This window comes from Streptomyces sp. NPDC088124 (genome assembly GCF_040685895.1).
Classification (GTDB): Bacteria; Actinomycetota; Actinomycetes; order Streptomycetales; family Streptomycetaceae; genus Streptomyces.
Window position 1 is genome coordinate 93,108 of the sequence record NZ_JBFBJB010000005.1, and the last position, 19,158, is coordinate 112,265.

At 68.8% G+C, this 19,158-nt stretch carries 18 protein-coding genes and 1 pseudogene; 9 read left to right on the top strand and 10 right to left on the bottom strand.

The window, feature by feature from the left end; translation table 11 throughout:
- A complete protein-coding gene (locus AB0P17_RS05600) occupies positions 1–1,212 on the bottom strand; it encodes a right-handed parallel beta-helix repeat-containing protein (protein WP_365807845.1) in 1,212 nt (403 codons plus the stop codon).
- 216 nt (positions 1,213–1,428) lie between these two features.
- On the opposite strand from AB0P17_RS05600, the gene AB0P17_RS05605 reads away from it, so the two are divergent.
- Positions 1,429–2,577, top strand: coding sequence for a Dyp-type peroxidase (locus tag AB0P17_RS05605; RefSeq protein WP_365807847.1), 1,149 nt, complete (start codon positions 1,429–1,431; stop codon positions 2,575–2,577).
- A 91-nt stretch (positions 2,578–2,668) separates the two neighbouring features.
- Positions 2,669–3,559: a class I SAM-dependent methyltransferase gene (locus AB0P17_RS05610; protein WP_365808105.1), complete on the top strand. Its 891-nt coding sequence runs from the start codon at positions 2,669–2,671 to the stop codon at positions 3,557–3,559.
- Here the strand turns inward: AB0P17_RS05610 and AB0P17_RS05615 are convergent.
- Together AB0P17_RS05615 and AB0P17_RS05620 are read right to left on the bottom strand one after the other, a co-directional pair.
- Positions 3,528–3,794, bottom strand: a complete 267-nt coding sequence (locus AB0P17_RS05615; RefSeq protein WP_365807849.1) for a hypothetical protein — start codon at positions 3,792–3,794, stop codon at positions 3,528–3,530. The genes AB0P17_RS05610 and AB0P17_RS05615 overlap by 32 nt on opposite strands.
- A gap of 130 nt (positions 3,795–3,924) precedes the next feature.
- On the bottom strand, positions 3,925–4,227 hold the full coding sequence (locus tag AB0P17_RS05620; RefSeq protein ID WP_365807850.1) for a hypothetical protein: 303 nt from the start codon (positions 4,225–4,227) through the stop codon (positions 3,925–3,927).
- Positions 4,228–4,304: 77 nt separating this feature from the next.
- On the opposite strand from AB0P17_RS05620, the gene AB0P17_RS05625 reads away from it, so the two are divergent.
- The 3 genes from AB0P17_RS05625 (at position 4,305) to AB0P17_RS05635 (ending at position 6,866) form a co-directional block, all read left to right on the top strand.
- The gene (locus AB0P17_RS05625; protein WP_365807851.1) at positions 4,305–5,114 is read left to right on the top strand and encodes an APH(3'') family aminoglycoside O-phosphotransferase; all 810 of its coding nucleotides are present in this window, start codon (positions 4,305–4,307) and stop codon (positions 5,112–5,114) included.
- Between the two features lie 84 nt (positions 5,115–5,198).
- Positions 5,199–5,837 (top strand): LysE family translocator, encoded by a 639-nt coding sequence (locus AB0P17_RS05630; protein WP_365807853.1) that lies wholly within the window; start codon positions 5,199–5,201, stop codon positions 5,835–5,837.
- Positions 5,838–6,051: 214 nt separating this feature from the next.
- Positions 6,052–6,866, top strand: a protein-coding gene (locus tag AB0P17_RS05635) for an IS5 family transposase (RefSeq protein WP_365808107.1) whose coding sequence is annotated in 2 segments (ribosomal slippage) — positions 6,052–6,390 and positions 6,393–6,866 — 813 coding nt in all. Because the reading frame shifts where the segments join, the coding sequence is not laid out codon by codon here.
- A 154-nt stretch (positions 6,867–7,020) separates the two neighbouring features.
- Here the strand turns inward: AB0P17_RS05635 and AB0P17_RS05640 are convergent.
- Together AB0P17_RS05640 and AB0P17_RS05645 are read right to left on the bottom strand one after the other, a co-directional pair.
- Positions 7,021–8,331 (bottom strand): FAD-dependent oxidoreductase, encoded by a 1,311-nt coding sequence (locus AB0P17_RS05640; RefSeq protein WP_365807855.1) that lies wholly within the window; start codon positions 8,329–8,331, stop codon positions 7,021–7,023.
- Between the two features lie 157 nt (positions 8,332–8,488).
- Positions 8,489–9,091: a TetR/AcrR family transcriptional regulator gene (locus AB0P17_RS05645; protein WP_365807857.1), complete on the bottom strand. Its 603-nt coding sequence runs from the start codon at positions 9,089–9,091 to the stop codon at positions 8,489–8,491.
- Positions 9,092–9,136: 45 nt separating this feature from the next.
- Here AB0P17_RS05645 and AB0P17_RS05650 point away from each other — a divergent pair, with 45 nt between their 5' ends.
- The 3 genes from AB0P17_RS05650 to AB0P17_RS05660 all read left to right on the top strand — a co-directional run bounded on the left by AB0P17_RS05650 (position 9,137) and on the right by AB0P17_RS05660 (position 12,690).
- Entirely contained in the window at positions 9,137–10,363 is a 1,227-nt protein-coding gene (locus tag AB0P17_RS05650; RefSeq protein WP_365807858.1) for an amidohydrolase family protein, read from the top strand.
- Complete coding sequence (locus AB0P17_RS05655) at positions 10,360–11,214, top strand: alpha/beta hydrolase-fold protein (RefSeq protein ID WP_365807860.1); 855 nt, start codon at positions 10,360–10,362, stop codon at positions 11,212–11,214. Before AB0P17_RS05650 ends, AB0P17_RS05655 begins: the two co-directional genes overlap by 4 nt.
- Positions 11,215–11,319: 105 nt before the next feature.
- The gene (locus tag AB0P17_RS05660) at positions 11,320–12,690 is read left to right on the top strand and encodes an FAD-linked oxidase C-terminal domain-containing protein (RefSeq protein ID WP_365808109.1); all 1,371 of its coding nucleotides are present in this window, start codon (positions 11,320–11,322) and stop codon (positions 12,688–12,690) included.
- Positions 12,691–12,993: 303 nt separating this feature from the next.
- On the opposite strand, the gene AB0P17_RS05665 is transcribed toward AB0P17_RS05660, so the two are convergent.
- Positions 12,994–14,193, bottom strand: coding sequence for a serine hydrolase domain-containing protein (locus AB0P17_RS05665; protein WP_365807861.1), 1,200 nt, complete (start codon positions 14,191–14,193; stop codon positions 12,994–12,996).
- 404 nt (positions 14,194–14,597) lie between these two features.
- Here AB0P17_RS05665 and AB0P17_RS05670 point away from each other — a divergent pair.
- Positions 14,598–15,472: pseudogene (locus AB0P17_RS05670) on the top strand (IS5 family transposase).
- A gap of 68 nt (positions 15,473–15,540) precedes the next feature.
- Here AB0P17_RS05670 and AB0P17_RS05675 read toward each other — a convergent pair.
- The 4 genes from AB0P17_RS05675 to AB0P17_RS05690 form a co-directional block, all read right to left on the bottom strand.
- A complete protein-coding gene (locus AB0P17_RS05675; protein ID WP_365807863.1) occupies positions 15,541–16,158 on the bottom strand; it encodes an ABC transporter permease in 618 nt (205 codons plus the stop codon).
- An 86-nt stretch (positions 16,159–16,244) separates the two neighbouring features.
- Positions 16,245–17,285: a medium chain dehydrogenase/reductase family protein gene (locus AB0P17_RS05680; protein WP_365807864.1), complete on the bottom strand. Its 1,041-nt coding sequence runs from the start codon at positions 17,283–17,285 to the stop codon at positions 16,245–16,247.
- Between the two features lie 269 nt (positions 17,286–17,554).
- Complete coding sequence (locus tag AB0P17_RS05685) at positions 17,555–18,214, bottom strand: WHG domain-containing protein (protein ID WP_365807865.1); 660 nt, start codon at positions 18,212–18,214, stop codon at positions 17,555–17,557.
- Between the two features lie 273 nt (positions 18,215–18,487).
- Entirely contained in the window at positions 18,488–19,141 is a 654-nt protein-coding gene (locus AB0P17_RS05690) for a hypothetical protein (RefSeq protein ID WP_365807866.1), read from the bottom strand.
- Between the last annotated feature and the right edge of the window lie 17 nt (positions 19,142–19,158).

Sequence of the window (19,158 nt, forward strand, 5' to 3'; positions counted from 1 at the left end):
TCAGGACGTCCGCACCCGCGCGTGCGCGGCGAGCAGGGACGCCGGCGGCAGCCGGATGTCCTCCGTCTTCGGCAGAGCCGGGACGGTCGGGACAGCGGTGGCGCCCGCGGTGGCGGCACCGGGGAACTGCGGCTGTGGAGCAGGCGCCGCGACCTCGGTGAACGGGATGCCACCGGGTGCCGTCGGCGCCGCCCACGTGCCGGCGGGCGAGGACGACCCGGCCGGAAGCGGGCAGGCCGCGGCCGTCGCGAGCCGGGCGGGCACGGTGGTGCGCAGATCGTTGTCCCGCAGGCAGTTGCCCCGACCTCGCGTGGCGGTGGGGAAGGTCCAGCCGACGTCAAGTCCGTTGCCGCTGAAGGTGTTGTCCACGATCTGGTTGCCCACCGGAGGGATGTCGACGGTCGCGGTGATCACCAGCCCGGCGTTGCGGTTGCCCGCGATGCGGTTGCGGATGAGCCGGTTGTCGCTGCCGCCGTCGATGCCGACGCCGATGCCCCACCCGCCGTCGGCCTGCTCCGGGGTGGCCGTCTGCTGGTTGGCCGCGATCAGATTGCCCGCGATGACGGAGCCCTTCTGCGGGAGCAGTTTCTCCTGGTGGTTGGAGTTGGTGGTGAGTCCGACCCGGTTGCCGACCAGGCGGTTGCCGACCACGTACATGTTCTCGCTGGCGTTGGTGCCTTCGTAACCGACGGCGTTGAGTTCGGCGACGTTGTCCCGCACCACGATGTTGCAGGGCTTGCACTGGCCGACATAGATCCCCGAGTCGGCGCCGCCCGACGCGTACGAGTGCGCGATGACACCGTTCTGGGCGGAGAACGCGTAGATGCCGTACAGACCGTTGCGGGTGGCGGTCACGTGGGAAACCAGGAACGACTTCAGGAAGGTGACGGGCTCGTCGCCGGTGTCGTAGCCGCCGCTTCCCCCCGGCAGGCCGGCGGCCGCCTTCGCCGAACCGGTGACCAGGACCCCGTTCTGCGTGTTGTTCTCCACGGTCAGGTTCTCCACGGCCACCCCGGGCGCCGAGACGACGACGCCGTTCGGTTGCTGCAACCGCCCGTCGATGACGACCTTGTCCCGGGACTCACCACGAAGCGTCACGCGAGGCGTGGAGACCTTCACCGACTCGTGGTACGTGCCCGGCGCCACCAGCACCAGGTCACCGGGGCGAGCGAGAGACACCGCGTCCGAAATACTCGGCGCGTCAGCCGGCACTTTGATCGTCACCCGCGTGCCGGGCGGCCGCCGGCCGTCACTCCCCCCGTCATCGCCGGACCCGCAGCCCGCCAGGACACATGTCAGGGTGCTCAATAACGCTGCCATCACGCGAAGCCGGAGACGAGGCATGGCCTCATCCTGGCATGAAGTCAGGTCAGGCACGAAGGCCGCCCAATTCGCCGCGGCCAGAGGGGATATGGCATTCTTCGCACCGTGAGCCGAGCCGAGTCCCGTCCGTCACGCCGCGCGTTCATCGGCGCCACCGGGGCAGTGGCGGCCACCGGGCTCACCGCCGGGTGTGAATCGCCCGCACAGCCGAGTCGGCCGCCTTCCCCCGCGTCCACTGCACGGGTGTCGCCGATCGGCCGCCATCAGGCCGGCATCACGCTCCCGCAACCGGCCCAGCCGAACCTTCTGGCGGTGGTGGCCGACCTCGGCGACGCCGTGGCCGTCGGCCCGCTGCTGGCAGAACTCGGCCGGGCCATTCAGACGCTCACCGCGGGGACCGATCCACGGCTGCTGGGCCTGCCGCCAGGTGATCTCACCGTGACGATCGGAGTGGGCCCCCGCCTGGTGCGCATGGCCGATCCCTCCCTGCCCGGCGCGGCGGACCTTCCCCGGTTCTCCCGCGAGCGGATCGCTTCCCAGGCGCGCGGCGGTGACCTGTTGATACAGATCTGCGCCAGCGATGCCCTGCTGTTACCGGTCGTCACCGCCGCACTTCTGGCTCAGGCCGGTGACCGGCTACGCGAACGCTGGCGCCAGTCCGGACGCCGCGGTGCGAACATTCCCGTGGATCAGGGCCTTTCCGCGCCACGAAACCCGCTCGGTTTCATCGACGGCATCGTGGGGCCGCACACGACAGCCGAACAACAACGCCACCTGTGGCTGTCCGGGCCGGCTCCGGTCGCCGGCGGCACCCTTGCCGTACTTCGGCGCATGCAACTCGACCTGCCGCGGTTCGCCGCGCTCTCCGTTGCCGACCAGGAAGCGGTCTTCGGCCGACGCCGATCCACCGGCGTGCCTCTCTCCGGCGGCACCATAGCCTCGGACCCGAACCTTGGCGCCAAAACACCGGACGGGCGCTACCTCATACCGGCGGACGCCCACATCCGCCGGGCCCACCCCAGCGTGGTCGGCGTCGGCCTCATGCTCCGCCGCTCCTACAGCACCGACGAGCCCACGCCCGGCCTGCTCTTCATCAGCTTCCAGAACGAGATACGCACCTTCACCAACACTCTTGTTCATATGGATGATTCCGACGCGCTGCTGCGATTCACCACCACCACCGCCAGCGCAACCTTCCTCATCCTCCCCGGTTTCGACCAGCAGCACCCGCTCGGCGCCCGGATGTTCCACTGAAACAGGGTCGTACGGGCTGTCGGGCGCCGCCCGGCGCGAGAATCCAGGGATGAACGGGGCACCGGGGGCCGACCGTAAGGAGCTGGGCACCATGGTGGTGGCGGACGAGAGTGACGAGTGGCCGGACACCACCGCGGTACGGGTCGCCCTCTGGCGGGCGATGCACGTACAGGCCGACCCGCCGCCCCACGTCGTCGAGGATGAGATCGGCCTGCGGCTGGCGGCCCCCGGTGAGGGGTGGCGGCACCGTCCCGACATGGACCCGCGCGCCACCGCCGGCTTCCGGGCGGCCGTCGTGGCCCGCGCCCGGTTCGTGGAGGATCTGGTCGCCGAGCAGGCCGGGCGCGGGGTCACCCAGTACGTCATCCTGGGGGCCGGGCTCGACACCTTCGCCCAGCGCAGAGCGGAACTCGCCGCCCGCCTCCGTGTCTTCGAGATCGACCGGCCGGGCACCCTGGCCTGGAAGCGGCGGCGCCTGACCGAGCTCGGTTACGGGATCCCCGACCGGCTGCGACTCGTCCCGGTCGACTTCGAGGCGGGCGGGGACTGGTGGGAGGAACTGGCCGCCGCGGGCTTCGATCCCCGCCTGCCCGCGGTCGTCGCATGCACCGGGGTCACCATGTATCTCACCAAGGAGGCCATGGCGGCGACCCTGCGCAGGCTCGGCGGACTGGCCCCCGGCTCGACGCTCGCCCTGACGTTCCTGCTCCCGGCCGGACTCGTCGACGACGCCGACCGCCCCGCACTGGAGGCGACCAAGCCGCGGGCGCGGGCTGCGGGAACGCCGTTCATCAGCTTCTACACCCCGCGAGAGATGCTGGCACTGGCCCGCGCGGCCGGGTTCGAGGACACCCGGCACGTACCGGGAACCGCCCTGGCCGACCGCTACTTCGCCGGCCGGAGCGACGGCCTCCGCCCGTCGAGCGGGGAGGATTTCCTGGTGGCCGCGGTCAGTTCGGACGACGGCCGTGAGCGCCGCTGACCGTACGGAGGAAGTGGTCGGCGTCCTCGGGGTCGGCCAGCCGCCCGACCTCCAGCCAGGATCCGTCGGCGAAGCGTAGCCGGAAGGTGGCGTACCCGCGGGGCCGGCCCGCCTCTCCCTCGACGCGGGCCTGGTCGAGGGGGAATTCCGCGACGCTCCGGAAGTCGTCGGCCTTGGTCGGGGAGAGCCGGCGGCGCGGGGACGCCGCGATGCACACCCGGTCCGGGGCCAGCATCACCAGGCGCTTGGGGTTGGGGGAGTGCCCGTACCAGCGCGGCAGCAGCTGGCCCGCGGTCAGGTTCCAGTCGCCGTCGAAGACACCGTCGGCCGGGTGCTGGCCGCCGTCGTCGCTGCCGCCGCTGGCGTCAGGCGGAGTCTGCCGACCGGAACCGGCCCGCGGCGGGCGGTTCCGGCCCCCCCGCGGAGCCGCGGCCGATCCGGTGGCCCAGTTTGTCGATCAGCATCATCGGGACGACGACGAAGAAGAACACCACGCCCCCGACGTACAGCAGCCAGTGGTGGCCCGGCTTCAGCCGTCCTTTGCCCGCGGCGCGGTGCACATCTCGGGGCGGGGTGGGGACGGCCTTGTGGACCTCACACCACACCAGGGCCATGGGCTCCTCGCCCAGGACCTTCCGCGCCCGCCGATGCACCGCCCGTTTCGCCATGCGGAGATGGTAGGCGGAGATGGCAATCCGGTACCGGCCCCTTCCCCTCGGCCGGTTAGGGTGCCGGTGTGAATGATGTGCCCCGTGTGTTTCGGACCCTGCTGCCGGACGGTCCCGGCGGTGGCTCGTGGGAGCCGGTGACGGACGGTGAGTCCGGGGCCGGTGTCTTCCGCGCCGAGGACGGCTCGCGGTACGCCAAGTGCGTTCCCGCCGGTCAGGTCTCCGTGCTGGAGGCGGAGCGGGACCGGGTCGAGTGGCTCCACGCGCAGGGCCTCCCGGGGGCGCGCGTGCTCGACTGGCGGGTCACCGGCGAGGGCGCCTGCCTGGTGACGAGCGCGGTCGCGGGGGTGGCGGCCGATCAGCTGCCCGCTCCGAGGCTCCGGGAGGCGTGGGCGCCGATCGCGGACGCGGTGCGCCGGCTGCACGAACTGCCCGTACGGGAATGCCCGTTCACCCGTGACCTCGCGCAGATGTTCGCCGTCGCGCGCGATGTCGTCGCACGCGGTGCCGTCCACCCGGAGTTCCTCCCCGAGGAGCAGCAGGGGACGCCCGCCGGGGAACTGCTGGCGCGGCTCGAACCGCGGCTCGGCCGGCGGCTCGCCGAGGAGGCCGCCCGGAGCGTCGTCTGCCACGGGGACCTGTGCCTGCCCAACATCATCCTCGACCCGGAGACCCTCGACGTGGTGGGCTTCATCGACCTCGGCCGCCTCGGACGGGCCGATCCGTACGCGGACATCGCGCTGCTGCTCGCCAACTCCCGGGAGACCTGGACCGACGAGGAGCAGGCGCGCGCGGCCGACGAGGCGTTCGCCCAACGGTACGGCGCCGTCCTGGACCGCGAGAGGGAGCGGTTCTACCTCCATCTCGATCCCCTCACCTGGGGGTAGCGCGGTAGCGCCGTACCGCGTGCCGGTACCAAAGGCCGGATTCGGGGTGGAGGTGCTCACCGGGGCGTGTCTATGATCCGGCTCATGGTGTCCACCGACCGGCTTCTCGCCTTCGCGGCCATGTCGTTCCTGCTCATCGTGGTTCCCGGCCCGAGTGTCCTCTTCGTGGTGGGGCGGGCCCTGGCGCAGGGGCGCCGTGCCGCGCTGACCACGGTGCTGGGGAACACGCTGGGCGCCTATGTGCTCGTCGTGGCCGTGGCGCTCGGGGTCGGCGCCGTCGTGGAGCGCTCCGTCGTCGTCTTCACGGCGCTGAAGCTGGTGGGCGCCGCTTACCTGGTGTACCTGGGCGTGAAGGCGATACGGCAACGCGGCGCGCTGCAGGCCTCGTTCGCGGGCCAGGGTCCTGGGCACGGCACTCTCCGTACGCTGTGGGACGGGTTCGTGGTCGGCGTGGCCAACCCCAAGACCATTGTGTTCTTCGCCGCCGTGCTGCCGCAGTTCGTCGATCCCGGCCGGGGGCATGTCGCCCTGCAGATGCTGCTGCTCGGTCTCGTCTTCAACGTCGTCGCGATCGTCTCCGACAGCATCTGGGGGCTGATCGCCGCCACCGCGCGGGGCTGGTTCGTCAGCTCGCCGCGCCGGCTCGCCATGGTCGGCGGCGCCGGCGGTGTCGCGATGATCGGCCTGGGCGTCACCGTCGCGGTGACGGGCCGTAAGGACTAGGGCGTGTTTCGAAAGTGCTGGTCACAGCCATTCGTTGATGGCCGCGACCAGCACGGTCGCCTCATAGCGGACGGCGAGCTTGTCGTACCTCGTCGCCACCGCGCAGAACGGCCGCATCACGGCCTGCCGATTCCCGGGGCCTCAGCAGGCCGAGTGACCTGCGACGTTAACCGGTCATCTCATTTGGCGTGCTCGATACCCTTCCGGCGTGGGGATCGTTGAGCGGCTGGTGCCGGAAGAGCTGTGGGAGTTGTTCCAGCGGGTGGTGCCGGAAGCGCCGATCCGTCCGCAAGGCGGCGGCTGGCGCCGATACGGGGACCGGGAGGTGCTGGCCGCGATCATGTTCGTCGCGACGTCTGGTTGTACGTGGCAGCAGCAGCTGCCGTCCGCCTCGTTCGGGCCGTCGGGAGCGACAGCTCACCGCCGGTTCACGGAGTGGTCGAGGGCCAGGGTGTGGGCGAAACTCCACCGTCTGGTCCTGGACGAACTCGGTGCCCGCGGCGAGCTGGACTGGTCCCGCTGCGCGATCGATTCCGTGAACATGCGAGCGCTGAAAAGGGGGACCTGACAGGTCCGAATCCTGTGGACCGGGGCAAGCACGGCTCGAAGATCCATTTGGTTACTGAGAGGACCGGTCTGCCCCTTTCCGTCGGTATCTCCGGCGCGAACACGCACGACAGCCAGGCCCTCATCCCGCTGGTGCAGGGAATACCGCCGATCCGGTCCCGGCGCGGCCGACGGCGACGCAGGCCGGGCAAGCTCCACGGCGATAAGGGCTACGACTACGACCACTTGCGACAGTGGTTACGCAGTCGCGGGATCACACCCCGGATCGCACTCAAGGGAACAGACTCCAGCCAGCGGCTGGGCCGGCACCGCTGGACCATCGAACGCACGGTGGCCTGGCTTGCCGGATGCCGACGCCTCCATCGCCGCTACGAACGCAAGGCGAGCCACTTCCTTGCCTTCACCAGCATCGCCTGCACCCTCATCTGCTACCGACGACTCTCCCAAGCAGGCGATCTCTAGAGAGCGTCGGGGTAGGCGAGATGGGCGCCGCAGACGGCGCAGCGGAAGAACATGGCGGTTGCCCCGTTGACCAGGTGTGTCAGGAAGTGCTCAAGCTGGTTTTCGTCGTGCCACCGTCGAGGCGCATGTCGGCCCGGCTGGTCGCGGCTCGGCGTCAGCCAAGGACTGTGCCCGTGGATGCGGCTGGCCGACGTCGGCGTGAGAACGCAGCGAGGTCGATGGCCTGGCCGGTGTGTTCGCAGGTGTGCGTAAGCGCACTGCTGTCGTGGTCGTGCCCGCCTTCGACACCGTGGATCAGGGTGGCCATGAGGCGGCCCACCAGCGGGGCGTTCTTAAACTGATTGCCGCTGGTGCCGATGGCTACGTAAAAGCCGGCAAGTTCGGTTCGGTCGTAAACGGGGGTCCAGTCGTCGGTCACGTCGTACACGCCTGCCACCCCTTTGGGCTTGTTGGGAACGCGCAGACCGGGCATCCGGCGAGCCGCCCGCGTCACCTGCGTTCTGAACTGCGACACGGTCGGGAGGGGACTCCCGTCATCCGGATCATCGAGCCATTCCAGCGGGTCGCACTCGGGTTCCGTGCCGCCGACGAGCAGGAACTCCCTGCCCTCGGGCCGTATATATGTGCCGAGGTCCATATCGGCCAGCACCGGTGCCTGACGGTCGCCGCCGACGTCGTGGTGGCCGGCGGGGGCCGCTACATGGTGCACCTCCTGGCGAAGCGGCCGCAGACCGACCGTGAAGTCGCCGCCCACTCCGGCGAGCCGGTTCAGCTGTCCCGACCATGGGCCGGCCGAGTTGACAACTACCCCGGCGGACAGTTCGGTTCCCTCCTCGAGGCGCACCCCGCGCACGCGTCCCCCGCGCCGCATCACCGCGGTGACCTCGGTCTTCCAGCGGAAGGTGGCTCCGTGCCGCTGGGCGGCCTCAGCAAGGTTGCGCGCGGCGAGTTGCGGGTCGTCGACAAAGCCTCCGTCGGGTGTGTGGAGAGCACCGAGCCGAGCGGACGCGTCGGCGAAAAACTCGTCGTCATCCACAGGGCGGGGCGGGAAATACCGGCCGGTGTCCACGGCGGGCAACCGCTCGGACAGCTCCTGGGCATCCCATTCCTCGTACGGGACACCGACCTTGTCGAAGTGGCGCGTGAACAGGTTGCAGGGTGCGAAGTCCACGTCCAGCATGGTGACGCCGCAGCGGTTGAACGCTGCGAGGGGTTCACCGGCGGGTGCTTGGAGATGGTCGCGCCATGCTTCCCAGCACTGAAGGGACTCCCACGCAGCCTTGACGCCCGCGATCGTGGGATAGGTGAAGCGGACCACGGAGCTCGAGGCGCTGGTGGAGCCGTTGCCTGCGCCGCCGAACTTGTCGACGACGACCACCCGCAGACCGCTCCGCGCCAGTTCGAGAGCGATGGAGGATCCGATGACCCCGGCCCCGACGACGACTACATCTGTGCTCTCAGCCACGTTTCAACTCACCTTCTTATCGCCGCGCCGCCGTTGTCCGCACCGTACGCGGGTAAGAGGTCACGTCCGGCGACTTTTGTTGTCACTTTCCGTCGCTGTACCGCACCGTTTTGTCGCGCATGTGCACTGATGCTCAGCTGTGGGGGCCGAAGGCCGCTCAACGTCCCGGACGTGATCGTGGAGCGGGTCGGCCCTCGCACATGCGCAAGATCAAGGTGACCGCGTCCTCCGAGCGGGTCCCGGGAGTGAGGAGTTCCTGCAGGAGGAGGCCGCGAATCGCGGCAATCGTGACGGTGGTCACCTCCCGCGCCTCCTTCGCGTCGAACCCTTCGCGTTCCGCGAGTGAGGACAGCATCACGGTCAGGTCGTCGATCGACTCCACAAACTCACGGAAGTCCTCGGGGGCGTACGCGGCCAGTCCGACGACGTAGAAGAAGCCGCGGACACGCGACAGCTGCTCCGGCCGGGTGTAAGCACGCCAGATCGCCCCGACGAAATCGTCGAAGGTGCCCTGCTGGGCGGCCTCCAGAAGTGCCTCGTTGTCACGGGATCGCTGGGCCGTGAGCATGGCGGCCAAGACGCCCGGGAGCGACCCGAAGTGGTAGCGCAACAGGGCGTGGCTGGTCTCGATTCGGGCGGCGATCTCACGGAGCGACATCTCCGGCGGGGGAAGGGTCTCACCGAAGGCGTCGAGAAGCCGCACCAGCAGTCGCTCACGCGCGCTGCCGTTGCGTTGCGAGGTTGACAGGATCACTCCCACAGTTTATCCATTGGAAAAGACGGATGCAATGGCGGAGGATCGACGATGAGACCTGCTCATGTGGTCGGCGCGACGGTCATCGACGGATCAGGGCGTGACCCCAGCAGCCTCGATCTCACGATCCAGAACGGCCGCATTACCCGACTCGGCGGCTCCAGCGCGCACGGCGAGCGTCTCGATGCCGAGGGATTGACGATGACGCCCGGCCTGATCGACGCTCACGTCCACCTGGGCCTGTCGAGCCCGATCCAGCCGCACTTCTCGTTTCAGATCAGCGCCGCCGAGATCGCGGCGGACATCTTCGCCACGGCCGGCGCGACGCTCGACGCCGGCTTCACCACCGTTCGCGACACCGGCGGGATCGACGGCGGTGTCGTCACCGCGATCGCGAAGGGCAAGGTGAAAGGGCCGCGCGTCCTGTCGTGCGGACCTGTTCAGTGCCAGATCGGTGGGCACGGCTACTACGGAGCCGAATGGGAACCCACCGAGCTGTGGAGCAGCCACCACATCCCGGGCCTGTGCGCCCTGTCGATGATGGCGGGCAACGCGGACGAGCTGCGGCACAACGTCCGCGAAGCCTTCCGTCGCGGAGCCTCCTTCCTGAAGCTCTGCGTGACAGGCGGAGTGGTGGGCGGACATGATCGACTGACCGACACCCAGTTCACCGTCGAAGAGATCGCTGTCGCAGTTCAGGAAGCTGCGGCACGGAACACCTATGTGACCGTCCACGCCCACAACAACCAGGGCATACGCAATGCGGTCGAGGCCGGGGTGCGCTGCGTCGAGCACGGCACCAGCCTCGACGAATCCACAGCGGCTCTGATGGCCCATCGCGAGGTTGCCCTTGTGCCCACGTTCGCCGTCGTCGAGCAACTGCTGCACGACACCGCCGAGGCCGGTCTCGCCGCGTCGGCCCGCGACCGGGCCAAGGACGTACGCGAGCAGATGGCGCGTGCGCTCGCTGTCGCCAAGCACGCAGGAGTACGGATCGGGCTGGGTTCCGATCTCATCGGTCCGGCCCAGCATCGGCGCGGCAAAGAACTCAGCCTGCGCGCAGCCCTCGGGACGCCGATGGAAGCGCTCGTGGCGGCGACCCGGACCAACGCGGAGATCCTCGGCCTGTCCGGCCAGGTGGGTGTCATCACTCCCGGCGCGCAGGCAGACCTCGTTCTCTGGAACGGCAATCCGCTCGAAAACCCGGAACTGTTCTCCGACCCCACCAACGCCGTCCTCGTCATCCAGGCCGGCAAAATCGTAAAGGACCTCAGATGAGCACCATGTGGCAGGGCTGCCTCCCCCACACCGACTACTTCGAGATGCGCTCCAGCGGTGGGCACGACTACGGCGTCTGGGTCACCACGCCACCGCACTACGACCCTGCCACAGCGCCAGCGCCTGTCGTGTACGTGCTCGACGGCAACTGGGCCGTGGGTTTGACCGCCCCACTCATCGTCACGCAGCTGGACCCCATGCAGGCGATGCAGCCCTACGTCCAAGTCAGCGTGGGCTACGCGGGCGAGGAAGCCGAGCACTGGGAGCGGTTGCGCAACCGCGACCTCGTGCCGCCCGGGGAACCCATCGCGAAGGAGTACATCGATGCGGTGGAAATGGGGGTCGAAAGGGGTGTGACGACTCGCGAGCAAGCCGACGCCTACCTTGCTGAATTGAGCGACAGCCGCGGGGACATGTTCCTGAACTTCCTTACCGACGACCTGCACCCGCGAATCGAACGCGACTACGGCACAGCCCCGAGCGGTCACGGCCTCTTCGGCTACTCCTACGGCGGACTCTTCAGCCTCTACGCCTGGCTCACCAAGAGCACCTTCTTCGAGAGCGTCGGCGCGGGCAGCCCCGGCATCGTCAATGCGGACAGTCAGGTCTTCGCTCGACTTGAAGCCATGGGTGACACCCTGCCCGACACCAAGCTGCACGTGACCTTCAACGAGCAGGAGATGCTCGGAGACCTGGCGGTCTACCAGAATCTCGCGAAGAACGCGGCCACGTTCCTTCACCGCCTCATTTCACGCGGCGGATCCGTCACCAGCGCACTCATGCACGAGACGCATGTGACCGGGCTGCAGGCATCGTTCCTCAGCTACCTCAGGACCTGCCGCGCCCAGTGAGCCCGGACGCCGCAGCTCTCCTTCCGTCCCATGTGAGTCGACTTCTCTGGAGGTGTGCGGGTGGCCGAGCGTGACATCGTCAGCACGACGCCCCCTGCCGTGGGTATCGCCGAAGCACTCAGGCGACGGCTGCCCGCCGGCCGGGTGGTGACCGATCCGGACATCGTCGCCGGCCTCTCGCACGACCAGGCGGTGTGGGCGCCTGTGGGCCGAGCGGTGGCGGTCGTGCGCGCCAAGAGCACCGACGAGGTCCAGACCGTGGTGCGTGCGTGCCTGGAGCAAGGAGTCCCGTTGGTTGCACGCGGCGCCGGCACTGGATTGTCGGGCGGCGCCAATGCCGTCGAAGGAAGCGTGATCCTCGCGCTGGACGGCATGGATCGGGTGCTGGAGGTCGACGAGCTGGAGCGCCTCGCCGTCGTACAGCCCGGTGTGATCAACGACGACCTCCGCGCCCACGTAGCGGCGCTCGGCCTGTGGTACCCGCCCGACCCTGCCAGTTCGCCCTGGTCGACCATCGGAGGAAACGTCGCGACGAACGCCGGCGGAGTCTGCTGCGTCAAGTACGGCGTCACCCGCGACTATGTCCTCGCTTTGGAGGTCGTGACCGGCACGGGCGAGGTGGTCCGGCTGGGGCGCCGCACGTCAAAGGGGGTTGCCGGCTACGACCTTGTGAGCCTCATGGTGGGTGCCGAGGGCACTCTTGGTGTCATCACCGAGATCACGGTCCGGCTGCGACGCCTGCCTCCTGTCGGCGTGACCGCCGTCGGCTACTTCGACAACGTCGGGCAAGCCGGTGACGCGGTGCGGGCGACGACTGCCGCAGGGCTGCGGCCGGCCGCGCTAGAACTCGTCGACCGGCACTGTCTGCGCGCGGTCGACGCCTGGAAGAACATGGGACTCTCCGCCGAGGCAGACGTGGTACTCCTGGCCCGTTTCGACGATGACGGCCGCGCCGCCGAGGAAGGCGCCCGCAAGATGGCCGACTGCTTCCGCGCCGCCGGCTCGACTTGGGTGGACCAGTCGGAGACAAAGGAAGAAGCCGAGATGCTCTTCGCGGCCCGTCGGCTGGCCTTCCCCGCGCTCGAGCGGCTGGGGCCGGTCCTCACGGAGGACGTCTGTGTGCCCATCGGGGCGGTGGCGGAGATGCTGGCCCGCATCGACCGGACCGCTGAGAGGCACCGGATCACCATCGCCAACATCGCGCACGTCGGCGACGGCAACTTGCATCCGCTGCTTGTGACGGAACACGGTGACGCGGCGGCTCAGGTCCGGGCCCGTGCGGCGTTCGACGACATCATCGCAGACGCACTTGAACTGGGCGGCACGGTGACGGGTGAGCACGGTGTGGGACTGCTCAAGCGGCCAGGTCTCACCCTGGAACTCGGCCCAGCCGTCCTGCAGATGCATCGCGCGGTGAAGCACGCTCTCGACCCGGCCGGGATTCTCAACCCCGGCAAAATTTTCGGACCCGCATGATCCCTTGGCCACGTACGGGCTCCTGCTTCAGGGCCATCGCATGTGGCCAGTCTGCGATTGCAAAGCCAGCACCTCCCGATCACCATGCCGACGCCGCCCACCGCCCTCTGGTCGCGAAGCGCCTCGGGCACCATCCGCTGGAACAGATCCCCCAACACATCCGGCGCCAACCGCCACACGATTGCCGCCACGATCGTCAGACCGGCGATCCAATTGAGATGGCTTGTAAAGGCCAAGTTCAGGAAGAAGGGAGCTCAGACCTCGCAGAGCAGCTACCTGGAAGTCACGCAGCTGGCTCCGGGGCTACTGGTGCCGTGGGAGAGCCTGTGCCTTCTGCGCCGAAAGAGTCTTGTAGACGGTACCGGCGAGGTCGGGCAGCGTGTCCCCTTCGCTAACGGCGCTGTTGACAGCAATGGCGATGATCATGCCAGTCTTCGGGAAGTACATGTGCAGCACCCGGTTTCCAAAAGTGGCCCCCTCATAGGCCCAGACCGTCCCGGCCACAGGATGGACGAACTTCACGACACCGAGCCCGAAACCGATGGGATCGTCGGCCGTGACGCTCTTGATGGGCTTACTCGTCTTCGCCGAGACCAGGGACTCCAGCTCGCGCTGCTGCGCTGAGGGCAGCAGTCGACCGCTGTACAGCGCCCTGTCCCAAGCCGTCATGTCTCTCAGTGAACTCACCAGGCCACCCGCCCCCTGCGCCCAGGACAGGCGGAGCCGAGGAAGTGACTTGTTGAGATGCTTCGGCAGGACGGAATGGGTGGAGTACGGCGTCGGCATGCGCGAGGCCGTGTCCGGAGGGCAGTCCGGGGGGAGGCAGGTGTCGTTCATTCCGAGAGGTTCGATGATGCGCTCGGCGAGCCGCTCATGGTAAGTATCGTGCGACGCTCGTTCGACAATCATCTGCGCGAGGAGGTAGTTCGTATTCGAGTACTCGTACTTCGCGGGACCCAGTGGCAGGCCCTCCACATAGGACATCAGGCGCTCCAGCGTGAAGCGCGTGGAGGGATTGGCGTCGAAATCCTTCAGGAACGCATTCTGCTCGGTGTAGCTGGGGATGCCGCTGGTCATCGACAGCAGTTGCTTGATGGTGACATCGCGCCACGCCGGATACTGGGGAAGCCACTTTCCCAGCTTGTCCCGTATGGACAGCTTTCCTTCGGCCTCCAGTTGAAGCAGCAGCACGGACGTGAACGCCTTGGTGTTGCTGCCTATCTGCCACAGCGCCTTGCTGTTCACCGGTCGACCACCGCCGTAGCGGGACGTCCCCGCATCGACCGAGATATCAGGTCGCTGATCGGCATAGGTCACCCGAAGGGAGACCGCTGAGAAATGATCCTTAGTGCCCTGAGCGTCCAGATATTTCTCGAGGTCACTTCGCAGTGACGCGGTGGCGCTGCGAACGGATGGCTCCACCACTGCGTGCGCGACGGCCGGCCCACTTCCCGGCACCATCATCCCCGAAACAATCGCCGCGGTGACCGTCGCCAGGGCCACGAGGCGCTTCCCTTGCTGACCACCCCGCCGACGAAGCCTGTACCTCATTGTCGCTATTCCTCCGTCGAATTGAACAGAACTGGGAACGACGATCACGCTACGCAGTGGAGGCACGGCAGGTAATGGGGGTAACCCCCGCTTGGTAGTGGTGCTGACCCCCTGAGTGAGGCCAAGTACAGCTTCGAAGGCAGCCATCTGCCCGTCGGAAGAGGAGAGACCGCGACGGTCATTGACTCATCGCTGAGGTGCGACAACTGACTCTTCAGAAGACATAGAGCCCTTTAGCTCTGGTGGATCTCGTGTTTCAGGAACCTCCCTATGCGATTGTCAAGCCGCGGACGCGGCTGGTTGTGCGGCTTAGGGCGTTTTTCAGAAGTGGATCTTGATGTGTCAAGATTCACTTCATGGGGAGGCACGATCTGACGAATGCGCAGTGGGCGAAGCTGGAGCCCCTGCTCCCTGCTGGGAAGAAGTCCGGACGACCGCCGGTACACACCAAGCGGCAGCTGATAGACGGCATACGCTGGCGCACCCGCGCCGGTGCTCCGTGACGGGACGTGCCCGAGCGGTACGGCCCATGGGGGACGGTGTACGGACTGTTCCGCCGTTGGCAGCGGGACGGCACCTGGCACCGCATCTTCGAGCAACTGCAGGCCCGGGCCGATGCCGAGGGACTGATCACCTGGGACGTCTCGGTGGACTCCACCATCGCGCGCGCCCACCAGCATGCGGCCGGTGCCCGCAAAAAGGGGATCTGCAGATCGAGCCGCCTGGTGGTCTGTTCACCGAGCCGGACGACCACGGTCTCGGACGCTCCCGGGGTGGGCTGACCACCAAGTTGCACCTGGCGGTCGAGCAGGCCCAGAAGCCGATGTCGCTGGTGATCACGGCCGGACAGCGCGGTGACTCCCCGCAGTTCCAGGTGGTCCTGGGCCGTATCCGGGTGCCTCAGCTCGGGCCGGGCCGTCCGCGTACCCGGCCGGACAAGGTTCGCGCCGACAAGGCGTACGGCTCCCGCGCGAACCGCGCCTACCTGCGCAAGCGCGGCATCCGCTGCACGATCCCGGAGAAGCGCGACCAGCCCGCCAACCGCAAGAAGCGCGGTTCCTGCGGTGGCCGACCACCGCAGTTCGACGCTGCCGACTACAAAGAGCGCCACGCGGTGGAGTGCGGAATCAATCGCCTCAAGCGCCACCGCGCGGTGGCGACGAGGTACGACAAGCTCGCCGTCCGCTATGAGGCGACCGTGCTGGTCGCGGCCATCAACGAATGGCTGTGACCAGCACCTTCGAAACACGCCCTACTAGTGCCCGCGGGGTCCTTCGTTCGGCCCGGTGACGCCGATGGTCAGCGGCGGGCGAAGCGGCGGAGTTCGAGGACGGTGGCGACGGCGTAGGCACCGCCACCGGCGACGGTGAGGACCCAGTAGAGGCCGGGCGTGCCGAGGAAGAGTGCCGCCGTGGAGGTCAGGGCGAGCCAGAGGCCGAGGCCGTAGTGGAGCAGGTTGCGGTGGAGGGCGCCTTCGGCGAGGTAGATCATGCCGACCACGAAGCCGGATCCGGTGGGCCAGAGCATCGCCTGGAGGTCGGGCATGTCGACGGCGGAGCTCAGACCGGTGATCGCGAGGAACAGGGCGGCGAAGCCGGCGATCCATGACGCGCCGAGCAGTTGCCCGGAGAGGGCCTCGGGTCCGGTGGCGCCGCGTTGGGCGCGCAGGGCGGCGAGGGTGGCCAGCACGGTCCCGGCCGCGAGTCCGGCGCCGAGGAGCGTCATCGGCAGCCAGCCGGGCAGATCGAGCAGGGGGCTGGACCCCCTGGAGAGCGCGGCGGAGCCGTGACCGAAGAGGTAGGCGAGCCCGAAGGCGGCGTAGACGGCGCGGTTGTCGACGTTGCCCGGCGAGTGCGTCGCACGAGCGGGGGCGGGGCCGGTGGTGGTGTCCGGGGCGACGGCGGTGGCGAGGGGCATGGAGGACTCCAGGGTGGTGGGGGTGGGAGGGCTGAGGGGCGGCACGGGTTGACCGGGGCGAACGGGGAGGAGTGCGACGGGCGACGTCAGGCGTGGGGGACGATGACGACCTTGCCGAGGACGGTGCGGGACTCGGCGAGTTTCAGCGCCGAGGCGGCGTCGGCCAGCGGGATCTCGGCGGCGATCTGGGGGGTGAGGACACCCTCGGCCACCAGGCGCAGCACCTGGGTGAGGTCCTCGGTCAGCCGGGGCTGAAAGCCGGCCCGGCGGCGGCCCGCCCAGAAGTTGTAGAAGTGCGCGCCCTTGCCGTTGGGCAGCGCGTTCCAGGCCGAGAGCTGCCCGAACAGCTTGAGAAACGTCAGTTGTGAGGTGCCCTCCTCCTCCTTGGCCGCCGCGGTGCCGTACGAGACGAGCGTTCCGCCGCGGCGCAGCAGCCGCCACGACTCCACCAGGCCGGGACCGGCGACGTGGTCGAAGACCGCGTCGACGCCGTCCGGGGCGATCTTCCGGATCCGGTCGTACAGGTCCGGGCTCCGGTAGTCGACCGGGGTCGCGCCCAGTTCCCGTACGCTCGCGTGGTGCCGCTCCGAAGCGGTACCGATCACTGTGATGCCGGCGTGCCGGGCCAGTTGTACGAGGATGGAGCCGACACCGCCGTTCGCGCCCAGCACCACGATCGTGCCGCCGGGGCGCACCTTGGCCGTGCGGTGCAGCATCTGCCAGGCGGTGATCCCGTTGACGACCACCGTCTCCACGGCCACCGGATCCATGTCGTCGGGTACCGGCATCAACTCCGCGGCATCGATCAGCAGGTGGCTGGCCCATGCGCCGGTCTTGGTGACGGCGGCGAACCGGCGTCCGGTCATCCCGGCGTCCACGCCGGGCCCCGTCGCGGTGACGGTGCCCACCACGTCGTACCCGGGCACGAAGGGGAACGGCGGCTGGTTGTAGTACTTGCCGAGGCGCATCTGCTGCTCGGCGAAGCAGACACCGGTGGCATCCATCCGCAGCAGGACCTGGCCCGCGCCCGGGGCGGGCAACTCGCGGGCCCGGACCTCCAGGTCGCCGGGCTCGACCACACCGGGCAGAACGATCTCGGTGGCGCGGGTGCTGACGGATGTGTTCATGGGAGATCCCTCGGGAGTTCGTCCGTGTGATTACGCATGTAAGGCTACGCATGTAAGTTTGCGACGGGCAAGGGGATCCCAGATAAACTTCGATGCGTAAGGTTACGGACGTGAGGGGTCGGCGCGGTTGGCTCGCCCGGTCCGGGGGAGAGGGCGTGTTCGCCGTCACCGACCGGGGTCCGCACGCACGCGCGCCCCACGTGTACGCCGGTTGCGTCGGCGTACACGTGGGGCGCGCGGCGGGGCGGAGGCGTCCTCCGTGGTGACGGTCAGGCGTCCTTGAAGCGGGCGACCCTCGTGATGATGGCGTCGGCGATGCTGTCCGCGGGCCAGGGGAAGAGCCGGCTGGCGGCGCGCTGGTGTGCGAGGCCGTGCATGCTGAGCCAGAGGGTGACGGCGTCCTGCTGCGGATCGGTGGTCGAGGACTGCCCCGCCGCCGCGCAGTCCGTGAGGATGTCGGCGAGCACCTGCAGGGCCGTTGTGCCGAGGTCGACGAGGTCCTTCTCCGTCAGGGAGTTGTCGCCCAGGGTCGGCATCCAGAGGCCGCCGAACATCGTGCGGTAGCGCTCGGGGTGGCTCTGTGCGTACCCGAGGTAGGCGTGGCAGACGGCGTACAGCCGGTCCCGCGGGTCGTCCCCGGCCTTCTGCGCGGTGGCGTGCAGGTGGGCTTCGAGCGTGACGAATTCCCGCTGTACGACGGCGAGCATGATGGCCGGCTGGTCGGGGAAGTGCGGATAGATCGACGGAGCGGCGATGCCGACCTTGCGGGCGACCGACCGCAGGGTGATCGCGCGCTCGTCGCCCGTCTCGTCGAGCAGTGCCGCGGCGGCGGAGACGATGTCCTCGCGCAGGCGGCCGCCCTCGCCGCGCCGGTTGCGTACGCGCGCCTGCTTCTGTGCGGCCGGGCCTGCCGCGCTGGTCTCTGTCACGCTCGTAACCTTACGCCGCGAAGTTTATCGACGCGATCCGTGGTCACTGGCACTGACACTGGCACCAGCACCGGCACCAGCACCGGCACCGGCCACCAGCACCGGCCACCAGCACCGTCACGCTTCTCATGCGGGACGGCAGGTTTGTCGAGTACCGGCTCAACTCCGACGTCCGCCCCCTGCCGAGGCAGCTCAAGGCGCGCTGAGGGCCCGGTCTCCGGGACAGGCCGCGGCCGTGGCTCCCGCGGCCTGTCCGGTGGAACGGCTGCCGGATCAGCCGGTCTTGACGGGGGTCAGGGTGAAGCCGTCGTTGGGCTTGCCCGCGAGGAGATCGGCCAGTCCGCCGCTGAGCGCGTACGTGTTCCCGTTCGGGCCCGCGGTCACGTCGCTGGTGACGGGGTCCTGGACGGTGTCGGTGACCGTCACCGTGGCTTCCTTCCAGTTGTCGCTGGGCTCCACGTGCTGGATCCGGGCGGGCTTGCCGTTCAGCAGACCGCTGCTGACCGCCGTGATCGAGCCGTCCTCCAGGAGCCGCATGCCGGCGGCGGGGGCCGACAGCGGCGTCCCCGACAGCTTCACCGGCTCCGCGTCCTCGGGCTGCTGGACGGGCACCCGTACGAGGGAGCCGTCGGCCATGGCGATGATCAGCCGGTCCCCCTCGACCCACTCCACCGCGGTCATGCCCACATCGTTCAGGAAGTCGGGGATGTCCAGCTTGCCCTGGAGCAGGTCGCTCCGCGGGAAGACCGAGGCGCGGCCCTCGGTGTCGATGCGGAACACCGTGGGGGTCAACTCGTCGACGGCGTAGACGGTGCCGTCGGGCGCCACCGTCACGTCGGAGATCAGGTGCTTCTTGCCGTCGAGGGCGATCGCCGTCAGATCGACGCACCAGTCCTGCTTCCCGGTGACCAGGTCGTAGCTGCCCACACCGGCGATGCCGAACG

What these genes read in the sequence shown, in the direction of transcription:
- AB0P17_RS05630 (WP_365807853.1), top strand. Translation starts at nt 5,199, where the DNA reads ATGGTGTCCACCGACCGGCTTCTCGCCTTCGCGGCCATGTCGTTCCTG.
- AB0P17_RS05675 (WP_365807863.1), bottom strand. Translation starts at nt 16,158, where the DNA reads ATGCCCCTCGCCACCGCCGTCGCCCCGGACACCACCACCGGCCCCGCC.
- AB0P17_RS05680 (WP_365807864.1), bottom strand. Translation starts at nt 17,285, where the DNA reads ATGAACACATCCGTCAGCACCCGCGCCACCGAGATCGTTCTGCCCGGT.
- AB0P17_RS05615 (WP_365807849.1), bottom strand. Translation starts at nt 3,794, where the DNA reads ATGCTGGCCCCGGACCGGGTGTGCATCGCGGCGTCCCCGCGCCGCCGG.
- AB0P17_RS05650 (WP_365807858.1), top strand. Translation starts at nt 9,137, where the DNA reads ATGAGACCTGCTCATGTGGTCGGCGCGACGGTCATCGACGGATCAGGG.
- AB0P17_RS05620 (WP_365807850.1), bottom strand. Translation starts at nt 4,227, where the DNA reads ATGGCGAAACGGGCGGTGCATCGGCGGGCGCGGAAGGTCCTGGGCGAG.
- AB0P17_RS05655 (WP_365807860.1), top strand. Translation starts at nt 10,360, where the DNA reads ATGAGCACCATGTGGCAGGGCTGCCTCCCCCACACCGACTACTTCGAG.
- AB0P17_RS05610 (WP_365808105.1), top strand. Translation starts at nt 2,669, where the DNA reads ATGGTGGTGGCGGACGAGAGTGACGAGTGGCCGGACACCACCGCGGTA.